Source organism: Methylobacter sp. BlB1, assembly GCF_015476545.1.
Lineage (GTDB): Bacteria > Pseudomonadota > Gammaproteobacteria > Methylococcales > Methylomonadaceae > Methylobacter.
In genome coordinates, this window is record NZ_JADMKV010000004.1 from 21,536 (window position 1) to 46,408 (window position 24,873).

21 protein-coding genes are annotated in these 24,873 nt (G+C 55.5%); 5 read left to right on the forward strand and 16 right to left on the reverse strand.

Annotated elements, in window-relative coordinates; all coding sequences use genetic code 11:
* Genes IT781_RS02890 through IT781_RS02905 form a run of 4 tightly spaced genes read right to left on the reverse strand, consistent with a single transcriptional unit; the run spans position 1 to position 7,232 of the window.
* Positions 1-450 carry a response regulator gene (locus tag IT781_RS02890; protein ID WP_194968632.1) on the reverse strand — a complete coding sequence of 150 codons (450 nt, stop codon included), beginning with the start codon at positions 448-450 and terminating at the stop codon, positions 1-3.
* A complete protein-coding gene (locus IT781_RS02895) occupies positions 440-2,602 on the reverse strand; it encodes a CHASE domain-containing protein (RefSeq protein WP_228778873.1) in 2,163 nt (720 codons plus the stop codon). The genes IT781_RS02890 and IT781_RS02895 overlap by 11 nt, the downstream gene beginning before the upstream one ends.
* Positions 2,599-4,686, reverse strand: a complete 2,088-nt coding sequence (locus IT781_RS02900) for a PAS domain S-box protein (RefSeq protein WP_194968633.1) — start codon at positions 4,684-4,686, stop codon at positions 2,599-2,601. Before IT781_RS02900 ends, IT781_RS02895 begins: the two co-directional genes overlap by 4 nt.
* Positions 4,683-7,232 (reverse strand): EAL domain-containing protein, encoded by a 2,550-nt coding sequence (locus tag IT781_RS02905; RefSeq protein ID WP_228778874.1) that lies wholly within the window; start codon positions 7,230-7,232, stop codon positions 4,683-4,685. Before IT781_RS02905 ends, IT781_RS02900 begins: the two co-directional genes overlap by 4 nt.
* Before the next feature lie 282 nt (positions 7,233-7,514).
* Here IT781_RS02905 and IT781_RS02910 point away from each other — a divergent pair, with 282 nt between their 5' ends.
* A complete protein-coding gene (locus tag IT781_RS02910; protein ID WP_194968634.1) occupies positions 7,515-9,317 on the forward strand; it encodes a glycosyl hydrolase family 17 protein in 1,803 nt (600 codons plus the stop codon).
* Between the two features lie 304 nt (positions 9,318-9,621).
* On the opposite strand, the gene IT781_RS02915 is transcribed toward IT781_RS02910, so the two are convergent.
* The 7 genes from IT781_RS02915 to IT781_RS02945 all read right to left on the reverse strand — a co-directional run bounded on the left by IT781_RS02915 (position 9,622) and on the right by IT781_RS02945 (position 14,021).
* The gene (locus IT781_RS02915; RefSeq protein ID WP_194968635.1) at positions 9,622-10,263 is read right to left on the reverse strand and encodes a hypothetical protein; all 642 of its coding nucleotides are present in this window, start codon (positions 10,261-10,263) and stop codon (positions 9,622-9,624) included.
* Positions 10,264-10,472: 209 nt separating this feature from the next.
* A complete protein-coding gene (locus IT781_RS02920) occupies positions 10,473-10,997 on the reverse strand; it encodes a hypothetical protein (protein ID WP_370526903.1) in 525 nt (174 codons plus the stop codon).
* A gap of 73 nt (positions 10,998-11,070) precedes the next feature.
* Positions 11,071-11,457 (reverse strand): DUF4440 domain-containing protein, encoded by a 387-nt coding sequence (locus IT781_RS02925; protein WP_194968636.1) that lies wholly within the window; start codon positions 11,455-11,457, stop codon positions 11,071-11,073.
* A gap of 49 nt (positions 11,458-11,506) precedes the next feature.
* Positions 11,507-12,067, reverse strand: a complete 561-nt coding sequence (locus IT781_RS02930; RefSeq protein WP_228778875.1) for a hypothetical protein — start codon at positions 12,065-12,067, stop codon at positions 11,507-11,509.
* Between the two features lie 67 nt (positions 12,068-12,134).
* Positions 12,135-12,569 (reverse strand): hypothetical protein, encoded by a 435-nt coding sequence (locus IT781_RS02935; RefSeq protein ID WP_194968637.1) that lies wholly within the window; start codon positions 12,567-12,569, stop codon positions 12,135-12,137.
* Positions 12,570-12,581: 12 nt separating this feature from the next.
* Positions 12,582-13,091 carry a YkgJ family cysteine cluster protein gene (locus IT781_RS02940; protein WP_194968638.1) on the reverse strand — a complete coding sequence of 170 codons (510 nt, stop codon included), beginning with the start codon at positions 13,089-13,091 and terminating at the stop codon, positions 12,582-12,584.
* A 132-nt stretch (positions 13,092-13,223) separates the two neighbouring features.
* Positions 13,224-14,021 carry a class I SAM-dependent methyltransferase gene (locus IT781_RS02945; RefSeq protein ID WP_194968639.1) on the reverse strand — a complete coding sequence of 266 codons (798 nt, stop codon included), beginning with the start codon at positions 14,019-14,021 and terminating at the stop codon, positions 13,224-13,226.
* A gap of 323 nt (positions 14,022-14,344) precedes the next feature.
* Here IT781_RS02945 and IT781_RS02950 point away from each other — a divergent pair, with 323 nt between their 5' ends.
* The 3 genes from IT781_RS02950 (at position 14,345) to IT781_RS02960 (ending at position 19,849) form a co-directional block, all read left to right on the forward strand.
* A complete protein-coding gene (locus IT781_RS02950) occupies positions 14,345-16,990 on the forward strand; it encodes a cation-translocating P-type ATPase (protein WP_194968640.1) in 2,646 nt (881 codons plus the stop codon).
* A gap of 2 nt (positions 16,991-16,992) precedes the next feature.
* Entirely contained in the window at positions 16,993-17,178 is a 186-nt protein-coding gene (locus tag IT781_RS02955; protein WP_194968641.1) for a hypothetical protein, read from the forward strand.
* A 208-nt stretch (positions 17,179-17,386) separates the two neighbouring features.
* Complete coding sequence (locus IT781_RS02960) at positions 17,387-19,849, forward strand: NAD-dependent epimerase/dehydratase family protein (RefSeq protein ID WP_194968642.1); 2,463 nt, start codon at positions 17,387-17,389, stop codon at positions 19,847-19,849.
* Positions 19,850-20,040: 191 nt separating this feature from the next.
* Here the strand turns inward: IT781_RS02960 and IT781_RS02965 are convergent, their stop codons facing one another.
* The 5 genes from IT781_RS02965 to IT781_RS02985 all read right to left on the reverse strand — a co-directional run bounded on the left by IT781_RS02965 (position 20,041) and on the right by IT781_RS02985 (position 23,899).
* Positions 20,041-20,370 carry an exosortase system-associated protein, TIGR04073 family gene (locus tag IT781_RS02965; RefSeq protein ID WP_194968643.1) on the reverse strand — a complete coding sequence of 110 codons (330 nt, stop codon included), beginning with the start codon at positions 20,368-20,370 and terminating at the stop codon, positions 20,041-20,043.
* Positions 20,371-20,441: 71 nt separating this feature from the next.
* The gene (locus IT781_RS02970) at positions 20,442-21,851 is read right to left on the reverse strand and encodes a sodium:solute symporter family protein (RefSeq protein WP_194968644.1); all 1,410 of its coding nucleotides are present in this window, start codon (positions 21,849-21,851) and stop codon (positions 20,442-20,444) included.
* Positions 21,852-21,866: 15 nt separating this feature from the next.
* Positions 21,867-22,076, reverse strand: a complete 210-nt coding sequence (locus IT781_RS02975; protein ID WP_194968645.1) for a hypothetical protein — start codon at positions 22,074-22,076, stop codon at positions 21,867-21,869.
* Positions 22,077-22,115: 39 nt separating this feature from the next.
* Entirely contained in the window at positions 22,116-23,000 is an 885-nt protein-coding gene (draG, locus tag IT781_RS02980; RefSeq protein WP_194968646.1) for an ADP-ribosyl-[dinitrogen reductase] hydrolase, read from the reverse strand.
* A gap of 68 nt (positions 23,001-23,068) precedes the next feature.
* Positions 23,069-23,899, reverse strand: coding sequence for an NAD(+)--dinitrogen-reductase ADP-D-ribosyltransferase (locus tag IT781_RS02985; RefSeq protein WP_194968647.1), 831 nt, complete (start codon positions 23,897-23,899; stop codon positions 23,069-23,071).
* A gap of 210 nt (positions 23,900-24,109) precedes the next feature.
* Here IT781_RS02985 and IT781_RS02990 point away from each other — a divergent pair, with 210 nt between their 5' ends.
* Positions 24,110-24,835: a glutathione S-transferase family protein gene (locus tag IT781_RS02990; RefSeq protein WP_194968648.1), complete on the forward strand. Its 726-nt coding sequence runs from the start codon at positions 24,110-24,112 to the stop codon at positions 24,833-24,835.
* The last annotated feature ends 38 nt before the right edge of the window (positions 24,836-24,873 follow it).

Below are 24,873 nucleotides of genomic sequence, written 5' to 3' on the forward strand. Positions count from 1 at the left end.
TTAACTCTTCCTGGGCAAGCGCGTCAGGGTAAACCAGTAGCTATCGATCTGGCGGATAGCGTCGATGAACTGTTCCATATCCACCGGCTTGGTGATGTAGCTGGCTGCGCCCAATTGGTAGGACGCCAGCACATCGCGCTCGGCATCCGAAGTCGTCAATACCACGATCGGAATGCTCGCCAGCGCCTCATCGGACTTGACAGCCGACAGCAACTCGCGGCCATTCATGCGCGGCATATTGAGATCGAGCAGAATCAGGTCAGGGCGCGGCGCCGTGCGGTAAGCGTCCCCCTCGCGGTGCAGAAAGGCCAGAGCCTCAACGCCATCAGCCACATGGTGCAGATTGCAGAAGACTTTGTTCTGCTTCAGCGCCGCACGCACCAGATTAGCGTCGGCCGGCTCGTCTTCGATCAGCAGGATATCGAAAGGTTGGGCATTTTCAAGCATCATTTTTTATTTTTCCATCCGGCAATTCGAACACGACCATGGCGCCGCCCTGTGGCGCGTTTTCTATCCAAATGCTGCCATTGCGGCTCTCGACGATGCGCCGGGCAATCGATAAGCCGATGCCCGAACCTTCCGTACTGCCGGGCTTCAGGCGTTCGAAAATTTCGAAAACGCGCCGGCGGTACTCGACAGGAATGCCGGCGCCATTGTCGCTGATACGGTAACGGCTCAGCGCGCCGTCGCGCTCACCGCTGATATAAACCTGTGGCCGGCTGCCGGCATCGACAGGCCTACCGTAGCGCAGCGCGTTATCCAGTATCTCCGTAAACAAATCCATCAGGCGCGGGCGGTCGAGCATGGCCTGCGGCAGATTTCCGGCCATGACGATGGCCTCCAGATCCGTCCATCGCGAAGACAGGCGCTGTTTGACAGCTGTCAGCGCCGCGTTCGCATCCTCTAACCGCAGAATGCCGTGCGGCTCGCCGGCCGCCAGGTAAAGCTGAATATCGCGCACCAGTCCGCGCAAATGGTCGGCATCTCTCTCAAGCGTATCGAGAGAGATGCCGATCTCCTGATCTTCATGCAGTTCTGTCAGACGCTGCCGGAGACGTTGTGTATAGATTGTGAAACGGCGCACCGGTTCCATCAAATGGTGTGCCGAGATCTCGGCAAAGCGGGTCAGCTCGGCATTGGCGCGCCGCAAGGCTTCTTCGGTCAATTTATGCTCGGTAATGTCCAAGCCTGAGCCGATATAACCGATAAAATTGCGGCTATCATCAAAGCGCGGTATGCCGACATCGGCAATCCATCGGTATTCGCCGTCATGGCGCTTTATACGATATTCCATCCGGAACGGCTCACGGCGGTCAAAATGGCTGACATAACAGTCGATACAGCGTTGCAGATCGTCCGCGTGCACCACCTGCACCCAGCCGTCGCCTATCTCCTGCTCCATGCTCCGGCCGGTGAAATCCAGCCAGCCTTTGTTGAACCAGAAGCAGCGCTTATCCTTGCCTGCCATCCATATCAGCACGGGTGCCGAGTCGGCCATGAGGCGAAAGCGCATTTCGCTTTCCTTGAGCTCGCGCGTCATGTCTTCCGCTAAGGCAAGCGCGCGTGTCCGTCCCGTCGCCAGCAGCCAGGCCAGCAGCGACAGCAACAGGCTCAGCGCGATGCCTACAATAGCGATGAGTTTCGGTTTGCCCTTGCTCATACGCGCTTCGAACGCCGGTTGGGAGTGTATCGCCAGCGTCCAGGGGTGGTCTGCGATCTTGATGTGCCTGATGGTGTTGAAGCACGGGGGCTGTGTATGAATATTGCCGGGCATGCCGTGGCTGTCGTACATTTTTGCCTGCTCGGACACGGCCTCGCCATCGTAAATTTCGAGCTCGAGTTCGGCAGCGCGCTCACCGCCGATACCGACCATCAGATCATCCATGTGGAACGACTCATACACCCAACCGACAATACTGGCGCGGCGCTCTGCCAGTGTGTCATGCGACAGGCCGTTCCTGTAGACCGGCAGATACATCAGAAAACCGGCCTGCGCCTGCTCATCGGTTTCCTGGATCAATTTCACCTTGCCTGAAACACTGGTTCCGCCCAGATCCCGCGCCTGGATCATGGCCGCCCGCCGCACGGGCTCGGCATACATGTCATAACCAAAGGCGCGCAGATTGCGGCCGCTAAAAGATTCCAACTGGACAATGGACGTATAGATTTCGCGCTCGCCTTCCGGGCGGATCGTATAGTCGGCAAAGCCTTGCCGGCGCATGGCACTGATATGCTCGTCCCTGTCCGCTTTCGGTACGATGAGCGAATAACCGAGCCCCTGAATGCCGGGATAACGCTGTTCAAGTTGTAACATCGCAACGTAGTTTCGGAACTCGTCTCGTTCGACATTGACGGACGCTGCGAATAATCCGCGCGCACCGCGCAATACCTGTTCGTAAGTGGCCATGCGCTGTTCGATGCGCGCCACGGTTTCGCGCACGCTAAAATCGAAATCGGTTTTCAGGTTCTGCTCGGCCTGTTGCCGGGCGTTATGCCAGACCGCATAGGTTGCGCTCAGCGAAATGCTCAGCACAAGGAAGAAAAGCAACTGCGGACCTATCTTGCCATGCGGGGAATGAGTATTTCCAATAGTCCGCCTCATGAGCGGATCTCATCATCCGATAGCTTAATAGGCAGTTCGAAAACAAACGTGCTGCCCTGTCCCTCGCCCGCCGATTCCGCCCGGATGCGGCCGCCATGATGTTCGACAATGCGGCGGCACAACGCCAGCCCCATGCCTGTCCCTTCAAAGCGGGCTCGCGATTGCAAGCGACTGAAAAACTGGAACAGACGGTCAATCTGCCGTGGATCGATGCCTATGCCGTTATCGCGCACACTGACGCGCCAGCTGTTCGCCGATACAGCCGATTCCACTTCAATGCGCGGCGTCTGCCCGGCCTCATGATACTTGACGGCATTGCCGATCAGGTTCTGAAACAGCCGGGTCATTTCGTCACGGCTGGCAAAGATGCGCGGCCACTGGCCAGCGATATTGAGCTCGGCACCGGCCTCTTCAATGGCAGGAGCCAGAAAACCAAGCGCTTCATCCAACGCCTCTTTGCTCGACATCCAGCGCTTGGATTCGGTCTTGCGGCCCACGCGCGAGTAATCGAGCAACGATACGATCATCTCATCCATGCGCCTGGCGCCGTCCAGCGCAAAATTCAGGTTTTCCCTGTCCTCATCGTCCAGCTTGCCGCTCAGCCCCCTTTCCAGCAGCTGCAGATGACCGACCACGGCGCGCAACGGCTGGCGCATATCGTGCGAAACACTGTAGGCGAACTGTTCGAGATCGGCGTTCGATTGCAGCAGCGCCGCTTCGGCGGCTATGCGTTCGGTGATGTCCTGATTGACGATGATCGCCCCCATAGTCTCTCCATGATCATCCCGAAGCGGAATGGCCGAGTTCAGGATTGTTTTGCGCGTACTATCAAAGCATTGGATATCGACGACCTCATCAAGTGACGTCTCGCCGTTTCTGATGGCGCGGGCAGCCGCCCATTCCTGCGCTTCGATGAGCTTGCCGGTATCATGCCACCAGCCGGTGTATTCGCCGTAGTGTTCCGGCCCGATATACCGGGCGCCGCCCCATATGCGTCGTCCCGCTTCGTTGGCCGTCTGGATTGCGCCTTTGGTGTCGGTCACCCAAACGCCTACCGGCAATGAATCCAGGACAGTGCGCAGCAAAGCCTCTTTCTGTCTCAGCGCCTCCTCCGAACGCTTGCGATCGGTAATGTCTTCGACGATGGACCAGATATAATCCTTGCCGTCTGCGCCCTTTATCAGCACGCCGTTAAGGCACAAGGGCACCAGACTGCCGTCCTTGCGCCGGTATTCCTTTTCATAGGGGCCGTAGCGTCCGTTGCGCGCCAGTGATTCCAGTTGCCGAACCTCGTCAGCGGCATATTTTTCCGGCGTCAGCGTCCAGTAATCCAGCGTTCTGAGTTCCTGTTCCGAATAGCCGCAGATGGTCATAAAAGCGCGATTGAACTCAACGAAATGCCCTTGCATATCGGTCAGGGCGATGCCCAATGGCGCCAATTCATAAAGTCCCCGCAGCTTTTCTCCGCTGGCCCGCAAAGCGGCCTGGGCCTGATGCGCAGCCGTGACGTCACGGTTGCTGGCGCGATGGCCCATCGCTTGCCCGTCGTCGCCGGTAATGGCCCGACAGTAATGGGTGATCCAGCGGATCTCGCCGTCGCGCCTGACGATGCGAAAATCGACCGGCTCCCTGACTCCGCGGGCTATATCGTGAAAGTGCCGCGTCATGACCGGGCGATCCTCGGAATAAACTATGCGCATAAGCAGGTCGGGGTCAGCGATAAATTCGGCTTGCGTATAACCTGTGACCCGCTCGCAGGCAGGCGACATGTAAATGATTTCCTGGTCCGCTCCCTGCCAGTATTCCCAGTCGAACATATAATCGGCCACTGTGCGGTATTTGGCTTCCTGTTTCGACAGCGCCTCGATCGCCTCCTGCTGACGCTTCCAGCTCTGATAAGCCAGCCCCATCGAAACCAGCGCCATCAGCATCAACAGCGCCCCCAGTCCTACTTGTGCCCGGCTTTGCTGATAGCTTTGGTAAATTAACATTGCCGCCAGGGCAAAGGCGAGCAAATCGGCCAGCAGAACGCCCAAAACCAATCGCTTCGAACTGGCAGGCGCCGGCGACATTTTCAAACTCACGCCGTCTCCGCACTATGCAGGCGGGCCCGCCAGGATTCGACCGGCTCAGGTCTGCCATACAGATACCCCTGATGAATGATTGGGCCGCGCGCGTTCAGAAAATCGGCCTGCACCTGAGTTTCAACCCCTTCCGCGACGACTCGCAGGTTCAGATGCTGCGCCACCGACAGAATGACTTCCACCAGTGCGGCATCGCTGAGATCGACAGTCGCCTCCTGGATAAAGCTCTTGTCTATTTTAAGTTCATGGATAGGCAGGCGCTTCAGGTAAGCCAGACTAGAATAGCCGGTACCGAAATCATCCATGGAAAAATGCACGCCCAATCCGGTCAATTCCGTCATTTTGGCCACGACATCATTCATGTCGGCGATCATGAGCCCTTCGGTCACTTCCAGTATCAGGTGCGCCGGACTCACGCCATTGACGGCTAACAGGTGCTTGATATTTTCGGCAAAATCGGCCTGCCGAAAATGGCGCGGGCTGATGTTGACCGATATGGACAAGGCAGCGCCCTCGTTTTCCAGATCCGCCAATAACCGGCAGACTGCGGCCAGCACCCAACGGTCCAGGGCGGTAATAAGGCCGGTCGCCTCGGCCAATGGAATGAATTGATCGGGCGGGATCAGGCCCCGTTCCGGATGCTGCCAGCGAACCAGCGCTTCTGCGCCGACCTGCCTGCCTGCGGCATTGACCTGCGGCTGCAGATAAAGCCGCAATTGATTGCTGCCGATGGCGGTACGCAACTCGCCTTCCAGACGGAAGCGTTCCTTGATGCTCTCGCCCATCGCCGTCTCGAAAAACACGGTGTTGCCGCCGCCTTTTGCCTTGGCTTTCGCCATTGCCATGTCGGCCTGGCGCAACACATCCGTGGCGGTTTCCTGCAACGGCTCGGACAGTAAAGCGATACCGATGCTGACGTCAAAATGCACGGCTTCGCCTTCCAGTTCGATGCTTTCGTGCAGTACGGCCCGCAGCGTTTCGCTCAGGGCAAGCGCTTCGCGGCCGGCGGCTTCAAGACAGGCGGAAAGCTCCGGCAACAGTATCGCGAATTCGTCGGAATCCAGCCGCGCCAGCAACTGGCCCGGCTTCAATACCCGGCTCAGGCGTTCGGCCACTTTTTTGAGCAAGGCATCGCCAACGGCAAACCCGCGCGCCTCATTGATATTTTTAAAGCGGTCGATGTTGATCAGCAGCACCTCGGCAAAGCCGCCCTCGCGCCGCACATGAGCCAACAGTTGTTCCAGCTGCTTCAGGAACAGCGCGCGGTTGGCCAGCCCCGTCAGGGTATCATTCCAGGCCAGAAGCTCGACGGTTTCCTGGGCGTAACGGATTTCGCTCAGATCGGCAAATACGGCCATATAGTTTGTGACGCTGCCCGCCTCATCCCGGACAACGCTCAGCGTCACCCATTCCGGAAAAATCTGGCCGTTTTTGCGCTTGTTCCAGATCTCGCCGACCCACTCGCCGCTCTGATGCAAAGATTGCCATAGGCTCTGATAGAAGAACGCATCGTGTCGGCCGGAAGCGAGTATACGGGGATTTTTTCCGGCTATTTCCTGCTCGGTATAGCCGGTAATGCGCATAAAAGCCGGATTGACCGCCACGATATTGGCATCGGCATCCGTGACCATGATGGCCTCGCCTGTGGTTTCGAACACGCGCACGGCAAGGCGCTGGCGCGCCTCGACCTGTTTATGCGCAGTAATGTCGCGGCCGAACACGACCAGTCCCTTGCGGCGGCCGTCTTCATGAAAAAGCGGCACTTTCGTGATATAAAATATCAGTGATGATCCATCCGGGCGCGGAATGGTTTCTTCCGAATGCCTGATGCCGCGAGCCTGCCAGACCGCCTCGTCACTGGCTTCGCATTCTATGAACGCTTCACGGTAGAATTTCTGGTATAAAGCCAGCTCCGAACTTTTCCTGCCGCGATAGTGAATATTGTCGAGCTGGAAAAGCCGAAGCGTGAAGTCATTCGCCTCCAGCCAGCGCCCTTCGCCATCCTTGAAACAGACGATGTCCGGCAATGCATTGGTCAGGGTCTGCAAATGCATGCCGGTCTCGGCCAGACGCTGCTCCAGGCGCCGGCGACTGATGGCGTAACGAATGGCCCGTACAAGACTGTCGGTATCGAAACAGCCTTTGACCAGATAGTCCTGGGCTCCCAGCGTCAGTGTCTGCAGGGCAAAATCGGTATCGTCGCGGCCGGTCAGCACGATCAGCGGCAACCTATCCGCCGCCTGCCGGCCGGCATGTACCGTATCGAGGCCGCTGGAATCGGGCAACGACAGATCCAGCAGCAAAACATCGTGAGGCGGGCTGTCATGTAACTGTGTCCGTGCCTCGGCAAGCGTCGTGACCCAGGTGATATCGAAATTCACGGACCGGGCCATGCACAGGATGGAACGGATCAAATGGGCATCGCCCGGCTCATCCTCTACCAGCAAGATGCGGCAGGATTCAATTTCATCCCTGGCAGGTTCTTTTTTGCCAGATAGTGAAATGGCGTCTGCAGAGGCATAAACGGTAGAATCTTTTACAATCAATTTAACTTCCTTACAGCGTATAACAGCACGCTTTATCGTCGAATAACTATAACTATACGTTAATATAGTTAATCAGAAAACAAGGAAGAAGCTGAGTGTTATCCGCTTTAAGGCAGTCATTCTCAACTTCGGCCGTTTACAAAATAGAAAGCGGAATAGTAAATCCGGCATTTATCCCTTGATCGGCACAACCGACTTCTGACGTTGTATTGCCCCACTTTATTAAGGGATAATAGGTTAATTGTCATCTCGCTCTTACTTTTCATCTGCTCAATAAAAATCATGAAAAAATCTAGCCTTATTATGCTCGTCGCATTGACGGTGGTACTGAACGGATTGTTCGGCTGGCTCAACAACCGGCCGGTCGACGTCGGTCCCGATGTACCGGACGGCAAACTGACCAGTCTGTCCTTTGCGCCGTACCGTTACGGGCAAAGCCCCATAGAAAAAATACTACCGACGCCCGAGCAAATCGAGGAAGACATCAGCCTGCTGGCCGACAAGACCCATTCGATACGCACCTATACGAGCCTGGAAGGCTTCGAGATAGTGCCGGCTCTGGCGCGCAAGTATGGGTTGAGCATGATTCAGGGCGCCTGGCTGACCTATGAACAACCTTTCGACCCCGCCCAGTTCAGCCCCGAAGAAGTGCAGAAAATGAACGAAGCCAAGGAACATAATCATCTGGAAATTCAGGAACTGATCCGCTCGGCAAACGCCAATCCGGACGTCGTCAAGCGCGTTATGGTCGGGAATGAAGTGTTGCTGCGCGGCGAGATGGAACCGGAAAAGTTGATCGAATACATCCGCGAAGTCAAAAAAGCCGTCAAACAGCCTGTTTCCTATGCCGATGTCTGGTCCTTTTATATGAAATACCCCGAAATCGGCAAGGAAGTCGATTTCATTACCATCCATATTCTGCCCTATTGGGAAGACGAGCCGCTGGAAGTCAATGACGCCATCGCGCACATCGAAAAAACTTACAAGCAGGTTTATGACCAGGTGCAGGCGCTATACCCTGGCAAACCGATCCTGATCGGCGAATCCGGCTGGCCCAGCAATGGCCGCCAGCGCGGCTGGGCCGTACCGAGCGTCGCGAACGAGGCGAAATTCATCCGCGGCTTGATCCAGGTATCCAAGAAAAACGGCTTCGACCTGAACATCGTCGAAGCCTTCAACCAGCCCTGGAAAAGCGCGCTGGAAGGCGTCGTGGGCGCGAATTGGGGGCTGTTGTCCGCCGATCGCACGCCGGTCTTCCCGTTGACCGGCAAAGTGGTTGAAGATCCGAATTGGGTAAACAAGCTGATGGTATCGACCGTCATCCTGCTGCTGGCCGTCGCCTATTACTTCAAGCCCTTGTCGCAGCTGCCGCTGCCGCGTTTGGCCCTGTTTCTGGCTTTTGCGCAACTGCTGGCGTCGCTGCTGGTCATGCATGCCGATGAATTATGGGCCGCCAGCTTCAACCCGCTGCAAAGCGCCGGCACTGTCGCGATCGTTATCATCAACACGCTGTTGGCCGTTTGCCTGGTGCAGCGCGCCATGGCCGTGCTGAACAATGGATCAGCCAATGAGAAACTCGGCGCCTGGCTGCAGGGCATCTATCTGATCCTGATCGCGCTGGCTGTCTATAAAACCTATACGCTGGCGCTGGACGGGCGCTATATCAGCTTCCCTTATGACATGACCTCTATCGCCGTGACCGGCATGCTGGGCCTGATCGCCATGCGTTATCTTGATGAGAGGACGTTGTCTGCAGGAATGCTGGACTTCGACAGACTGATCGGCTACAGCCAAGCCAGCCCGAAACGCAACAGGATTATCGCCTATGTCCTCGTTGTCATGGGTCTGGCGCTGATTGCCGGCGAGACGCGCGCTTTCCTGATCAGTCGCGACTTTATCGAGGCCCATCCCGACCTGGCCGAACGCTTCAAGCTGGCTTTCATTTATACAGTCACCAACAGCCAATTGCTGGTCTGGCTGGCCAGCCTGGGCGCGCTGGCGTTACCGCTTTGGGCCGGCGGCTATGAAAGCGCTGAAAATGCCTTGCTGACGCCACAGAGCGTTGAGGCCGCAGAGCAGGAATAACAGCTTGTGAATGTGGGGGCGACTTTAGTCGCCTTCATGCGCATCGTTTAAGGCATGGAACCACGAAGAAAATCCAGGCAAGAATTCCGTGCTGTTCGTGGCTTATTATTGACTGAAGTTACGCATAGGCGATTTCATCCCGTTTGCCGCGCCGAGCACCGCAGTTTTTTAGCGGCGGTAGGCTGTTAAAAGAGAAGAACTCGCCTTCGGGTGCGACAAATCGGGATAGCCGATCTGAATTCAACTTACTGCATAACATCAGTTAATGATATGTTAAGTGTCGCCTCACCGGCACAGAATATTCTTAACGCATCTCCAGCATGATTTTTCTGATTTTACCGAGCACTTCCTGCTGCTGCGCTGAAGAAAGCTTTTTGAAATCCTGCTCGAATTCGGCCCAGCTATAGGCCGCCCCATCCTCGATTTTATCCGATAGGCCAATGCCGCAATCGGCGAACACCTGCTGAATCGGCTGGCCCGCGCCTTCCAGCGTAATCGCCGCCGTCAGAACCTGTTTGATCATCGTATTGACGCGAATAAAAATGGATTGCCCGGACAGAATGTCGTCGATAATTTCCCTGGCATGCTCTTCCGTGTAGCCGCGGCGTTTGGAATCCGCAAACGTTTTCATCGAAATTGTGACCGGCGGTTTTTTGTCGACTTGATACTCGACATCAAAAGACCGGCCTTGTGACGCAATCAGGCTATTGGAATCGACCACAAATTGCAGCTTGTTTTCCTTGCAGGCGACCTCGAGCCTGATCAGTTCATACTGGGCACTGCTCGGCAACGGCGATCTGGCATAGCTGTAAGACTGGTTGGTCAAGCGGTCCCGATCCTGCTGGTAGCTCCAACCGCCGGCAGCCAATACATTGATGGGTAAAGCAATCAGAAGCGCCAGTATGATCCTGGAGGTGGATTTGCCGAAAAAAATGCGGTGCTTCATTTCGAGTCCTGAAATTTGGAAAGCTATTAACTTAATAAGATTGAAGTCGAAAGTCACGACTAAATTAAATAAATCTTAAAGCCGCTGGATTTCTGGTTCTGCCGCGCTAGCATAGGAAGATACGCTTACGGTAACTAAACAACCACCCGCTTGAGCAGGTGGTTGTTTAGTTTGAACAGTTGTTTTTGCCGTAGATGCGGGTAAGCATATCATTGCGTTTGTATGCCCCACTTTGCTTGAAGATAGTCGTGGCGAGTATCGAAGATGCGTTTCAATTTATCGCCGATTAACAGGACATGCAGCAATTCGCCCAGCCATCTGTAAGGCATGGCGTAAAACACAATATCTTCCAATATGGCGCCATCAGAGCATTCGCTTAATTTCACTTCATGGCTCCAGAATTTGAATGGGCCAATGCGCTGCTGGTAAATGAAACGCAGCGGTTTCTGGCAATGACTCACTTCCGACAACCAAGCCATTCTTATACCCCCTACCGCTTTCATTCGATAGCTGATCATCAAGCCGGCATAAATTTCGTCGGGCACTGGCGAAATAATGTCGACATGAAAAAAGTCGGGGGTGATGTCATTGAGATAATGCGGCGAAGAAAAGAAGTCCCAGGCCTGCTGACGGCTCATGCTTAGACTTTGCTTCCGGTAGAGCTGATAAATTTTCATGATGTCGGGTTTGGTCTGTTTGAGGATCGCTTTAACACTTCGATCATCAGTGCTCATCAAACAAATGACTACCGTTTTGCCAGCCTGATTTCTTTTGGCTCTATCGCAAAATTTGCCAAGGAAAGCAGCGTCAAAGGTCGGTCCCGTACGAGTTGTCAATCAGGCAGCGCCATTTACCGTCTGAGGACTTTTTGAATATGTAGGTAGGGCGTCTGTACATGGAGACCTTGGATTCCGTGAACCGCTCTGCCAAAAGCTCAAGCTTGCAGATGACCAGTGCGACGCCGCCGCCCTCGATGACTTGAAAGTCGCTCTGACGCACCAAAAGGCTGTCGTTGAAGTATGCAAATATGGCCCGGAATGCTTCAGAGATTTGGACCTTGCCATGTGCATATCTTCCAGGCTCGACGACCAGCGTGGCGTCTTCTTCGTAGAAGTCCATCAATGCGTCAATGTCGCGCTGATCAATCGCTTTGTCCGCTCTCCGAATCGCTTCAATTACTTCGTGTTCTACCATTGCCTTCGCTCCTTATTGAGACTTGTTTGACGAACTTGTTAGCGTGCACTCACAGATTGCGGGCTTTCTCCCATAACCGATCCTGTCCCACTTGCTTATACCAGTGTTCGAATTGAGAGCGGTATAGCTCAAAGGGTTCAGACAGCTTTGGACGGGGATCTTCGCTCAGAGAGTACGCCATGCCCTCGGTAAACCATTCAGGCGCTCGCCAGGCCCTGATCATGCCCAGTTTTTCATTTTGAAGGTGATGAATCATTTCATGGCGTACATAGAAAGGTTTCCAGGCGCGGGGGCTGATAACGATGCCCAAAGTACCTATAGTAGCGGCCGAACGTTTTCCTAATCCGAAGGATTGAAAACAGTTCTCGGAGCTGCAAAAAATGACCCTCGGCTTTTTTTCGATTGCGCTGACCGACGAGCCGACAAAATGCAAAGCCTCATTGTACAGACGGGCCGCTTCCTGATGGCGGGACATGTCGTCTGTGCACAAGGTGCCATTAGCGCAGTACAATCCCGTCAGTTCAGGCGCCGCAACCCGAACGGGCTTAAAGAATGCCCAGGCAGCGATAGGGAGGCAAAGCATGCTGGTAAACAATAAACATTTAAACATATGAATCTCTCAAGATGCACATCGTTTGAGTTAAGCCGCGAAGCTGTGCCGCGGCTTGCATGAATTGTTATGCATTTTTCACCTCGATAAACCATTTTGGCTGCATGCCATCAAAATCCGTTCGAATGTTTGATGGCAGATAGCTGGCGGAGTCTAGAACAATGGCAAGGCCTCCTGATCTTTTAAACACGACCCAGTGCCAGAAATTTTTACCGTTTTCCTGATGATGCTTGATGGACAGCAGCGCCAGATCAGGCAAAGCGTCCCATGATTCAAAAGGCAATTCATCAGCGGAGGTTTCAATACCTGCGGCGGAAAGCATGCGCCTTACGTATTGGGTATCAGACCAGAGAGATTTATCTGAGGCATAGATACCCATTGCATTAGCTATTTCTTTCATCTCTGCGTAAGTCTTGCCCAAGATATTGGCCACAGATGCGATTCCGCAACCGGTTTTTTCTTCCTGTATCACTGGAATCACAGCTTGTGACGCCCCATGCATAATTAGACGCTTTCAGCATATCTCCCCACTCTTCTGCCAGCGCTCAAACCATTCGGTCAATTCGCGCGTATCGCCCAGGCTGCGGAGCTGGCGGTCGACGGCATCCTGATTGCCCCATACCGCCTCGGCCCAGGCGCCGCCGGCTACGCGCGATTCGATGTCCTTGCAGTAGAGTCCTTTGTCGCGCTGGACGTAGAATCCGTAGGTGCGGCAAGCCACCGGCCGATGAGCATAGACCCGGCAGGCCCCCGCAGCCTGATCCAGCAGCGGGCAGACGATGGGCCGCGATGACTGTCCGGCCAGCGCGGCAATGTCCCGGCCGATTTCCCGAAGCTGCTCCGAGGGCAGCGCGGCCAGTCCCTCCCGCAATAACGCCCATTCCGCCGCCGTGAGCCGCGGTATTTCGGCGAGCCGCCGGCAACAACTGTCGCAGCCCAGGCCGCATAGCCAATCGGGATTGTCGCTCCGGATGGCTTGTACGCGTGCTTCAATATCGGCATGGAGTTGGGCGAGTGCATTCATCTTGGTAATCTGACCTTGTTATTTCTAATGGCGCTGTGAAAAAGCCTTTATCGGGAGTTGAATAATTGTGGAACACTGAATGTGCCCAGGCATTTGCCTCCAAATCAGCCTGACGGCGGACTGGCCCGCCGGCTATGTGATTTTTTCTGCTTCAACCTCAATCAACACCATGGCTACATGCGCTTTACCATCTGCTCCCAGCGGCACTTTATCCAGATAACTCGAAGCAACCGCTTCGATAAATGCCTCCCTCTTTTCTTTGGGAATGCGTTCCGTGTAGGGTAACCATGTTGTTCGAATCCACCCTTCCAGCCCTAATTTTCCGTCATGCGTCATATCTTTAGGAATGAGTTCGACACGATTTATGGAAAATCCGGATTCTTTCAACAGCACTTGAGTTTCATCGATGCCGACAAAGTTATAGGGAAATTCAAATTCAGTAAAGTACTGCGCCCATTGCTTTGAAGCTTTAACGTCGTTAATAGCTGAAATTATACCTTCAGCATCGCCTTGTCCTCCCATGCGCAGGAGGATTTTTCCTCCAGCCCTGAGGCTCTTATATAAGCCTTGAATAACAGGCTTATGATCCTTGACCCAATGCAGCACTGCGTTTGAAAAAACCACGTCAAAACAGCCTTCAAATGATAAGTCGCCAGCGTCCATCGCCTGAAACGAAAGATTGGAATAGCTGTCTTGCGGGTATTTTTCCTTTGCCAGATCTATCATCTGACTCGAGTTATCAATGCCGACAACCGATCCATCACCGACTGATCGAGCGATTTCCGCCGTTACTTTGCCGTCACCGCAGCCTAAATCGAGAACGTCTTCCCTTCCCTTTAAGCTCAGATTTTCAATAAGCTCTCTTGCCCATTCTTGCTGAGCTTGTGAATTTCTCTCATAATCTTTAGCATTCCAATTGTATGTATTCATATTTTCCTTTTCACATAACGTTTGACTTGAGCAGTCTGCTTCAGTATTGAGTCTCCAGACAGGGAGCAATGGCGTGAACATTCGCTTGATTCGAACGCTTGCAGCAAAGCTCATAATAGCGCGCAAAGCCTGGCAAGACAAAGGCGAAGCGAACATTGCCAATGGATTCGACGCGGAAAATCGAGGTCTGGGGCACATGAACGGCCAGTTCGACGGACAGCCGTGTAACCCCTGTGCACGGAGGCAAGAGTGGACATCAGCGAAAGCATCGAAATACTATATCCCGAAAAAACGATATTCATTTCTTCTCTGTGATTTAAACAATGCAAGCCACAAAAAAACAAGAACATCCGGAAAAAAGCAAACGCTTTGAGACACCATGGCATCTTCTTGAGCCATGGCAGGCGGCGGCGTGGCTAAAGGTCGACCCTGAAAAAGGCTTGGATCACGAAGAATCGCAGCGCCGGCTGGACGCTTTCGGGCCGAACATGATCATGGAGCAGCGCCGGCGCGGTCCGATGCGCATGTTTATCGGGCAGTTCACCGATTTTATGATTATCGTGCTGATCTTGGCCGGCATCGTGTCCGGCTTGATCGGAGAATCGAGCGATACGATCGCGATCGCCGTCATCGTGGTGTTGAATGGGGTTATCGGCTTCATACAGGAATTCCGCGCCGAACGGGCCGTGGCGGCGCTCAAGCGGCTCGCCAGCCCAACGGCGCAAGTGCTGCGCGGCGGCAGTATTCAGACCGTGGCGGCACGGGATCTGGTTCCGGGCGATTTGGTGCTGCTGGAAGCGGGCAACGTCGTACCCGCTGACCTCAAGCTACTGGACGTTGCGCGGCTCAAGGTGGAAGAAGCGGCATTGACCGGCGAATCTCTGCCGGTAGAGAAAAGCCGCGCCGTATTGCGAGAGTTGGAGTCGCCACTCGGTGACCGCCGCAATATGGCTTACAAGGGCACCATCGCGACCTATGGCCGTGGCCTGGGCATGATCGTCGCAACCGGAATGGAAACAGAACTGGGCAAAATCGCGAGGCTTCTGAGTCAGGATAAGGAAAGCAAAACACCGCTGCAGCAACGCTTGGCCGTGTTCGGCAAGCGCCTGGCATTGTTGGTGCTGACCATCTGCGCGATCATTTTCGCCGTGGGCCTGTTGCGTGGCGAGCCGCCGGTGCTGATGTTTCTGACTGCCGTCAGTTTGGCCGTGGCCGCCATTCCAGAGGCCTTGCCTGCCGTGTCTACCGTATCTCTGGCCCTGGGCGCCCGAAGGATGGTACAGAAAAACGCGCTGATCCGGCGCCTGCCTGCGGTGGAAACGCTGGGTTCGGTGACCTTCATCTGCTCGGACAAGACCGGCACCCTGACCCAAAACCGCATGCAAGCCGAAGCCTTCTACGTGGAAGAAAGCATGCGGGAAGGCATCGCTCAGGATTTTCCGCCGCCCTTGCTCCACGCCCTGGCTCTGAACAACGACGCCCGCCGCGACGAGCAAGGCATCGTGGTGGGCGATCCTACCGAAACGGCCTTGTATGAAGCCGCCGTCCGCGCAGGCTATGACGGCGCTGAGCTGGTCAAAACGATGCCGCGGCTGGACGAGGTCCCCTTTGACTCCGAACGCAAACTGATGTCCACCCTGCACCAGGATGACAGCGGCTTTGTCGTTTATACCAAAGGCGCCCCGGAAAATCTGCTGCCTCTCTGCGTCGAACAATGGCATGCCAGCGGCCCGCAGCCTTTGGCTGTGGAAAACGTCATGGCAACGGCGGAACAAATGGCCGCGCAGGGGCTCAGGGTCCTTGCGCTGGCGTGGAAGCGGCTGGCCGAAAGACCTTCCCCTCAGAGCGGCGATGCGCTGGAAAGCGGACTGTGCTTTCTGGGCCTGGTGGGCTTGATGGACCCGCCGCGCCCGGAAGCGAAGCAGGCGGTGGATTTATGCCGCAGCGCGGGCATCGTGCCGGTCATGATTACCGGCGACCATCCCGCCACTGCGAAAGCCATTGCCCTTCGGCTCGGCATTGCGGATGAAGACTCCGAGGTACTGACCGGGCAGGACCTGGCCAATATGAGCCTCGAAGAATTCGAGCAGCGGGTAAACTCTGTGCGCGTCTACGCGCGCGTGGCGCCGGAACAAAAGATCAAAATCGTGCAGGCGCTTCAGGATAAGGGCGAATTCGTCGCGATGACCGGCGACGGCGTCAACGACGCCCCGGCGCTCGGCATTGCCAATATCGGGGTATCGATGGGTAAGATCGGCACCGATGTGGCGCGGGAAGCTTCGCACATGGTGCTGCTGGACGACAATTTCGCGACCATCGTAACAGCGGTGCGCGAGGGACGGCGCATTTTCGACAATATCCGCAAATTCATCAAATATGCCTTAACCGGCAATTCGGCGGAAATCTGGACACTGTTCCTGGCGCCTTTTATCGGTCTGCCGATCCCTTTGCTGCCGATTCACATCCTCTGGATCAATCTGGTGACGGACGGATTGCCGGGATTGGCCCTGGCAGTAGAACCGGAGGAACGGGGCATTATGCAACGCCCGCCGCGCCCGCCCCAGCAAAGTATTTTCGCCGAAGGGATGTGGCAACACATTCTGTGGGTCGGCCTGTTGATGGCCGGCGTGTCCCTGTTTGCCCAAGGCTGGGCCTATGTGAACGATTCCCCGCGCTGGCAGAGCATGGTCTTCACGGTGCTGACGCTGTCACAGATGGGCCATGTGCTGGCGATTCGCTCGGATCGGGTCTCGCTGTTTCGGCAAGGGCTGTTTTCCAACTTGCCTCTTTTCGGCGCAGTGATGCTGACTTTCGGCTTGCAAATGGCAGTGTTATATGTGCCTGCCTTGCAGCCGATATTCAAAACCCAGGCCTTGAGCCTGAATGAATTAATGTTCTGCCTGGGGCTGTCGTCGGTGGTATTCGTGACCGTAGAAATCGAAAAATGGGTACGCCGCCGGCGGACCTAGCCTTGACAGCTCAGACATACCGGAAAAATCCGATGCATACGGCATCGGCGAGCAAACCAGAGGCGATGCTCACGCCCCGTTACATCGGCCAGGCAACGGAAGCCTCTGGAATATCGGTGTTCGCCATTACGCTGCACACTATTCCCGAAGGCTCTGTAGCGGCCATGCCCTTACATCACATGGGCTGATCTTGACCAGTAAGAACCTTCGAGCCTGACGCCCATCCCCTCTCCGACCGAAAACCGGCCTGGTCGCCTGGCCACTGAAACATGCGCTCGCATCAGCGCTGAAAGCATGAACTTTATTTTCTCTTTCTTGCTCGAAAAATAGCCAGGCACATGCTTCGGGATTCCTCGATAAGCCGGAGATCGCTCAAACTTTCAGGAGAAAACGATCATGGGTAGCAAGAGTGCGAACACCGCAAAAGACATTGTTTTGATTACCGGCATCGCCGGTTTCCTCGGCCAGGCATTGAGCAAGGCGCTGGCGCAACATTACTGCATTGTCGGCCTTGATCGGGGCGCCGCCTCGTCAAAGTTTCCGGACTTGATAGATCTGGACCTGACCTCGGACAGCGCCGTTGAAAAAGCCCTGGATGACGTGCGCCAGCACCATGGCACGCACATCGCATCGGTTGTGCATCTGGCCGGCTATTATGATTTCACCGGCGAGCCGAACCCGCTCTACGAGAGCGTCAACGTCAAGGGAACCCGGCGCCTGCTGCGGGCATTGCAGGGCTTTGACGTCGAACAGTTCATCTATGCCAGCACGATGCTCGTGCATGCGCCCACCGAGCCCGGTATACCTATTACGGAAGACTCGCCGCTACAGCCAAAATGGGCTTATCCGCAGTCGAAACTGGAAACCGAGGAAGTTGTCATCAACGAGCACGGCGCTATCCCTTATGTGTTGGTCCGCATTGCCGGCGTCTATACCGATAACGTATTGCCGCCAACGCTCGCGAATCAGATACAGCGGATCTATGAGCGCCAGTTCACGAGCCGGTTTTTTGCAGGTGACATCTCGCACGGCCAGTCGTTCATTCACATTGAGGACCTGATCGAGGCTATCGTGCGCATGGTCCGGCAACGCAGGCAACTGCCTGCCGAACTCAAACTGCTCGTAGGCGAGCCGCTGACAATGGGCTATGAGGCGCTGCAAAACGAAATCGGCTATCTGATTCACGGGGAAATATGGCCGACCGAAACGCTGCCGAAAATGCTGGCCAAGGTCGGCGCCGGGCTGCAGGCGCAGATGGAAATCGCGATACCGGATTCGATCGACAAAGGCGAAAAGCCTTTCATCAAGCCGTTCATGGTAGACCTGGCCGACGATCATTATGAACTGGATATCTCCAGGGCCAGAAACCTGTTAAATTGGGAGCCCCGGCATTCATTGCGCGATACGCTGCCGGCGATTGTGGCTGCGCTCAAGGCCGATCCGTTGAGCTGGTACAAACGCAACAAACTGACTGCGCCGGAATGGGTCGAGACCATGACCGCCGAGCCCGAACCAGCCGAACACCTGCTGCATGAATATAATCGGTCTTGGCGCAACGCGCACCGCGAAAACCTTTGGGCGCATTTTCTGAACATGGCTTTGGGCACTTGGCTCATGAGCAGCCCGCCTATCCTGGGTTACCGGGACGCTACCATGGCCGTCAACGACCTGGCCGCCGGCGCGCTGGTACTGGTGTTCAGCGCGCTGTCGCTGTCGCGGCGCATGGCCTGGGCGCGCATCGCCAACGCGGCCGTAGGACTGTGGCTGCTGTTCGCGCCGCTGGTGTTCTGGACGCCGAGCGCTTCGGCTTATCTGAACGATACGCTGGTCGGCTCTCTCGTGATCGGCTTTTCAATGCTGGTTCGCCCCATGCCGGGCATCGGCCTCATTGCCAGCCTGAAAGGCCCCGACATTCCGCCCGGCTGGGATTACAACCCGTCGTCATGGATGCAGCGTGTGCCAATCATTCTCCTGGCCTTTATCGGGCTCTACATCTCGCGCTATCTGGCCGCCTACCAATTGGGGCATATACCGGACGCCTGGGACCCTTATTTCGGCGATGGCACCGAGCGCGTCATCACGTCCGATGTTTCCAAAGCCTGGCCCATACCCGACGCGGGGCTAGGCGCGGTAACTTACCTGCTGGAGATACTGACCGGCATCATCGGCGGGCGCGACCGCTGGCGCACGATGCCCTGGCTGGTCATTCTGTTCGGCGTCATGATCGTGCCGCTGGGCGCCGTCAGCATTTTCTTCATCATCATCCAGCCCATTCTGATCGGCACTTGGTGCACGCTGTGTCTGGTAGCGGCCGCGGCCATGCTGATCCAAATTCCCTATTCCGTTGATGAACTGATCGCCACAGGCCAGTTTCTGGCCGAGCGCCGCCGCAAGGGCAAATCGGTCATTCTGGCGTTCCTGCGCGGCGATACGATGGAAGGCGGCCGCAAGACCGAACCCGATAGTTTCGAAGGCTCGCCCTGGACGATCATCAAGGACATGGCCGGCGGCGGCGTCAATCTGCCCTGGTCGCTGGTGCTGAGCACGGCCATCGGCATCTGGCTGATGTGCACGCGGCTGATTTTCGGAACGCAAGGCGAACAAGCCAACAGCGACCATCTGATCGGCGCTCTCGTCGTAACAATTTCCATCACGGCGTTGGCCGAATCGGCACGCCCGGTACGCTTTGTCAATGTGCTGCTGGCCTTCGCCCTGATGGCTACGCCGTTGATACTGGAGGGCGGCAGCACCCTTGCCGACTGGTCAGGGGTTGCGGCAGCGCTGTTGTTGATAGCGGCGAGCGTGCCGCGCGGCAGGATTGAGAACAGGTATGGCAGTTGGAGCCGGTATTTGGTTTAGCGGTTGGATTCTAAAAAGTGTAGCCCAGAAGGTACGCACTGCGTACCTTCTGGGCGCCGAAGTGAGCGGCAAGTTCGAAAAGGTACGCGATGCGTACCTTAACAAAGCTACGGAACTAAAACCACGAAGAGACCATCAGTTAGAAACTTCGTGTTCTCTGTGTCCTTCGTGGTTAATAAAATACGTGAATATTATTCAAAGTAATCCCAAGGATACTCAGGCTGTAAAATGGGCCGGTAACCTGCCGGTGCCGGGAACGGTGCGGAAATAAATTCATAAACGCCGACCAGTTCGCGAGCCACAAACATGCCCAATCCCTTCGCCAGGCCGATGGGTACGCCGACGGCGCCTTGGGTCCGCGTTTCCTGCACAATATTGCCCGGTATCTCAAGAAAACCGCAGGTCATGCCCGCCAGACCCCGGCCGAATTTCTGCGAGGATGATTGTGCATGCGCTTCAGGCAATGACAACATAGTCAGCGCTGTAAATATCACCATTAGATAAACGCGTAACTTTTTCATATATCTACCTTCCTTCGTGTTTGTTGTATTCTTGTTGTGTGGAAAGGATATCTTACTGTATAGATTAGACATTAAAAATTGAAGTCGTTCCGTTTAACCATCAATCCACGCTCGACCCACCAAGCCTCAAAGAATCCCATCAGCACATAGCTGGCCAGCGCCACGGCCAGAGACATTAAGTAAGGCGTGCCGATATTCATGAAGTGGTGGCCGATTACCCATGTCGACATGCCGGCCAGCAGCGTGACGGCGGCGCTCAAACTGCCGCCGAAGCGCGTGAACAGGCCGAAAACGACGACGATGAAAATGCCGGCGCTGCCGAACGCCGACGCCTCTTCCACCAGCGTATAAACACGCTCGGCATGCAGCGCCAGGACAAAGGCGATGATGCCGCACACCATGACCAGAATCCGTGCGGCTTTGACCTTGTCCTGATCGCTGATCGTCTTGACGGCAGGCACGATCAGATTATGGGACACCAGGGCCGAGGCCGCCAACAAGGCGCTGTCGACCGTCGACAGAATGGCCGATATCAGCGCGCCGGCGAAAACGATGTATAAAAACGTATTGAGATGCTCGCGGGCCAGATGCGGCAGTATCTGCTCAGGCTGCGCCAAGCCCGGCACCAGTTGAACGCCGAGCAGACCGATGAAAACCGGAATCAGGCCCACTGCCAGATACAACAGGCCGCCATGGATGCAGGCTTTTTGCGCCACTTCAGGCGAGCGGCTGGCCAGCACGCGCGCCACAAGTTCCTGCGACAAAACCGATCCGCAGATCGGAATGGCCCACTGCTCGATTTTATCAACCCATGCGTTCTCCCCCGCACCGAACAGGCTAAGCCGCTCCGGCTGAATATGCGCTATGGATGCCTCGAGCCCGCCGCCGGCCTTCAGCACAAAAAGCAGCAGCAGCAATAAGCCGATAATCAATGCAATGCCCTGCACGGCGTCGGTCACGACATCGGCCAACAGCCCTCCGTACATGGTATAGATGACCACAACCAGCGCCGCGACGGCAATCGCCCATTCCACGTCAAATCCCGACGCGGACGACAACACCTGCCCAAACGCTCTGATCTGCGCCGCCGCCCACATAACCGAAGTCGGCGCGATCAGCAACACGGCCAGACTTTGGATTTTAGCCGAATAGCGCTGCTCGAAAAGATCGGCCAGCGTGGTCAGGTTGCGCCGCCACAAATGCACGGCGAACACCATGCCCATCAGCACCAGACAGACGGTATAGCCGAACGGATCGACGGTCGCGCCCGACAGACCGCTTTCGTAGACTGAGCCGGCCGCGCCTATGCAGGTTTCGGCACCGAACCAGGTTGCAAATACGCTCAGGCTGGCCATGCCCGGACCGAGGCTGCGTCCGGCCAACAGATAATCGCTTTCGCTGACGATGCGGCGCGAAAAATACACGCCGATCAACAATTGCAGCAGGATATAGGCAATAATCCCGTAGAGGACTGTAGGCATTTTCTTTAAATGGGCTCAAAAAAGGCGCCATTTTAACGTACCTTGCTGAAACGCGAGAGGTGGAATTTTGTGAGGAATGAAAACACGAGGACAGAGGTCACGAAGATCAAGCCAAGGATAATAATGGATGTTACACATGGACGTTTTTATCCCGGCCGCGCCGAGCACCACATTTTTTAACAGCGGCAGGCGGGTTGATAAACCCAGCATTTCTGGACCGTCCATGCCGGGTTTCCGCTAAAGCTCCAACCCAGCCTACACGTGCTATATTCCAGAGTGGCTCAGCTTCAATAAGGCCTCGGTCTGCCGCTCTATGGTCCTGCTGACAGCCGGCTCCAGCCGATCCAGCCAACGCCGGGGAATGGCATCGATCCCATAATGGGCACCGGCCAGCATGCCGGCCAATGCGCCCGTGGTATCGGCGTCTTCGCCCCGGTTGACCGTATCGGTCAGACACGCTTCGAAAGAATCGGTATGAAAAAAATGGTAAAGCACGGTTTGCACTGTCTCGACGATATATCCGCCGGCACGGCCCGGATAGGGATCGAATTGGAATTCGGGGTGCGCTTTTATCAAGGCGGCCGCCTGCTGCCGGCAGGGTTCGATGCCTTCGCCGGCAACCAACGCTTGCAGCATCCGCCCCAGGCACAATGCAGCCGCATCGGACAACGGATGATGATGCGTCAGGTGGCATTGCTCCAGGGTTTGCCGCTCGAAGGCCGGTGCGTTCCCCAACGTTGCAATTGCGACCGGCAAATTGCGCATGCAGGCGCCGTTTCCGGCTTCGGCTTCGTTAACCGGGCCTGCCAGCGCTCCGGTTTTAATATAGCGCCGGATGCCGCGGCGGCAGGTGTTGCCGATATCGACCGGCTGAGACCGTAGCCAGGCCGCGAATGAATCGGCCACGCGCGTCAGATCCCAGCCGCCGCAGTCAATCATGGCCTGCGCCAGCGCGATCGACATTTCAGTGTCGTCGGTAATCTGGCCGGGCCTTAGTTTTAACCAGCCGCCGCCGGTAATGTCGCGGTGCAGGCCGTATTCGGTGCGAATTTGTTCGGGCGTCATAAATTCTACGGTAGCGCCTAACGCGTCGCCGCAGGCAAAGCCCAGATAAGCGCCAAGAGCGCGGTCTTTTAGCGTCAAGTTCATTTTGTATATTCCCATTGTTAGGGGTCCCGCGCTCTGCGTGAGAACGATAGATTTGTGAAATATTCAGGCTAATAAGATATTTGCACCTGATAACTGCCGCCTATCACGAGGTATTCGGATTCCCCGCGCAAGGTGTGCCGGGGCAGCAGTTCATTGAAAAACAGCAATTTCACTTTCGGCACTTTCGCTTCGATAATATAGTCGCCGAATTCACTGGCCCGGCTGTATCGATCGGTAAACGAAACGATGTTGTTCAGGCGCAGTACCATCCGGTGGCCGTCGTTTTTTTCCTGCACACAGTCTGTAAGTTTGTTGACGCCCCGGTACAACGTCAAATGGCTGCCTGCCGGCGTGTTGAAGCGCATCGCGACCCATTGGCAAAATTCGTAAAGCAGGTCGAGCTGCAGGTAGATGCAATTGTTGTGATAACGGCTGTTCATTTTGTCCTGGATGTATTCCATCCAGGCCCTGGTCGTAAAACCGCTGATCGGCGCCTTGTGATAAGTCGGCAACAAACCAAAGCGGCTTTCCACCCAGCCTTTTAATACGGCGCTTTGCGCATTGTTGGAATCAAAACTCCAATCCTGCAACAGGCTCAGATAACTGCTGCGGAACCGCCGCCGGCCTTGTGCATCGACCTTAAGCCGCTGCTCGTCCTCAAAGCCGAAAACCAGGCTCATGTAATCCTGAAACAGAGCGCCTGCCTGCGCCACGGTCTGTGCCTCCGCCAGTTTATCGAACAGGCCGGCATTGGTTTCGCGGGTGCCGTGTATGTGCAATTCGCAAGGGTGTTCGTTAAAATCGGCGCTGGCCAGAAAAGCTGTCGAAATGCCCAGCAGATTGGTGCTGTGACCGGTCAATGCGATATTGCGGCCGCATTGCGGTATTGCGTCATTCAAAATCAACCACCTGCTCTCCTTTATTTCTTATTGATCCAATGGTACAGGCAAAACACCCTAGGAAAAACAAAAACCGTTAATGATAAATTGACGAATTTGCTTTATATTGCGACGCAGCTTAGCCGTTAAAAGCGATGCTCAGGCCAAGGATGCCCGTCAGATGCAGACTTGAATTTGCAAGCAATACCTTATTTTCAGGAAAAAATCATCATGCTGACCCTCTATCAATTCCCTATCTCCCATTACTGTGAAAAAGTGCGCTGGGCGCTCGATTACAAGAGGCTGGACTACCGGACCGTCAATCTCCTGCCCGGCCTGCACATGGCCAAGGCCACGAAGCTGAGCGGTACATCATCACTCCCTGTTCTGGTCCATGACGGCAGGATAATCAAGAATTCCAGCGATATTGTCGATTATCTGGATGCGCATTTTCCCGAATCGCCGCTGACGCCTGACAATCAGGCATTAAGGCAGGAAGCCATGGAATGGGAGAAATTTGCAGATGAACAGATAGGCATTATGGTCAGGGCGGTCTGTTATCATGTCTTGCTGGACCATCCGGACATGCTGATCCCGATATTTACCAACGGCGGCCCCTGGTATGGGCGCTTTGTCATGCCCTTCATATACCCGAAACTGAGCAGCGCCATGCGCAACAAGATGAAGCTCAATCAAAGCACTTCGCAGACAGCGCTTGAACAGCTCGATCGAGCGATCGACAAACTCGATGCGCACCTGCAGAACCGGAAATTCCTGGTCGGCGATTGCTTTACGCGGGCGGATCTGGCGGTCGCTTCATTGCTGGCGCCTTTGTGCAAAGCGGAAAAATACGGCGTCGATTGGCCGCAACGATTCCCCGAGCCGCTTGAGAAGATCAGCGAGAGCTATTCCGGGAAAACGGCCTGGGTCAAGCGCTTATATGCAGACTATCGGTGATTGGCAAGCGTCATGCCTCAACGGTCAATTTGAGGTAG

Bases quoted from the DNA above. Each gene is read 5' to 3' on its own strand.
- IT781_RS02890 (WP_194968632.1), bottom strand. From the start codon at position 450: ATGATGCTTGAAAATGCCCAACCTTTCGATATCCTGCTGATCGAAGAC.
- IT781_RS02895 (WP_228778873.1), bottom strand. From the start codon at position 2,602: ATGAGGCGGACTATTGGAAATACTCATTCCCCGCATGGCAAGATAGGT.
- IT781_RS02910 (WP_194968634.1), top strand. From the start codon at position 7,515: ATGAAAAAATCTAGCCTTATTATGCTCGTCGCATTGACGGTGGTACTG.
- IT781_RS02915 (WP_194968635.1), bottom strand. From the start codon at position 10,263: ATGAAGCACCGCATTTTTTTCGGCAAATCCACCTCCAGGATCATACTG.
- IT781_RS02920 (WP_370526903.1), bottom strand. From the start codon at position 10,997: ATGAGCACTGATGATCGAAGTGTTAAAGCGATCCTCAAACAGACCAAA.
- IT781_RS02925 (WP_194968636.1), bottom strand. From the start codon at position 11,457: ATGGTAGAACACGAAGTAATTGAAGCGATTCGGAGAGCGGACAAAGCG.
- IT781_RS02930 (WP_228778875.1), bottom strand. From the start codon at position 12,067: ATGTTTAAATGTTTATTGTTTACCAGCATGCTTTGCCTCCCTATCGCT.
- IT781_RS02935 (WP_194968637.1), bottom strand. From the start codon at position 12,569: ATGCATGGGGCGTCACAAGCTGTGATTCCAGTGATACAGGAAGAAAAA.
- IT781_RS02940 (WP_194968638.1), bottom strand. From the start codon at position 13,091: ATGAATGCACTCGCCCAACTCCATGCCGATATTGAAGCACGCGTACAA.
- IT781_RS02945 (WP_194968639.1), bottom strand. From the start codon at position 14,021: ATGAATACATACAATTGGAATGCTAAAGATTATGAGAGAAATTCACAA.
- IT781_RS02950 (WP_194968640.1), top strand. From the start codon at position 14,345: ATGCAAGCCACAAAAAAACAAGAACATCCGGAAAAAAGCAAACGCTTT.
- IT781_RS02960 (WP_194968642.1), top strand. From the start codon at position 17,387: ATGGGTAGCAAGAGTGCGAACACCGCAAAAGACATTGTTTTGATTACC.
- IT781_RS02965 (WP_194968643.1), bottom strand. From the start codon at position 20,370: ATGAAAAAGTTACGCGTTTATCTAATGGTGATATTTACAGCGCTGACT.
- IT781_RS02970 (WP_194968644.1), bottom strand. From the start codon at position 21,851: ATGCCTACAGTCCTCTACGGGATTATTGCCTATATCCTGCTGCAATTG.
- IT781_RS02975 (WP_194968645.1), bottom strand. From the start codon at position 22,076: ATGGACGGTCCAGAAATGCTGGGTTTATCAACCCGCCTGCCGCTGTTA.
- draG (WP_194968646.1), bottom strand. From the start codon at position 23,000: ATGAACTTGACGCTAAAAGACCGCGCTCTTGGCGCTTATCTGGGCTTT.
- IT781_RS02990 (WP_194968648.1), top strand. From the start codon at position 24,110: ATGCTGACCCTCTATCAATTCCCTATCTCCCATTACTGTGAAAAAGTG.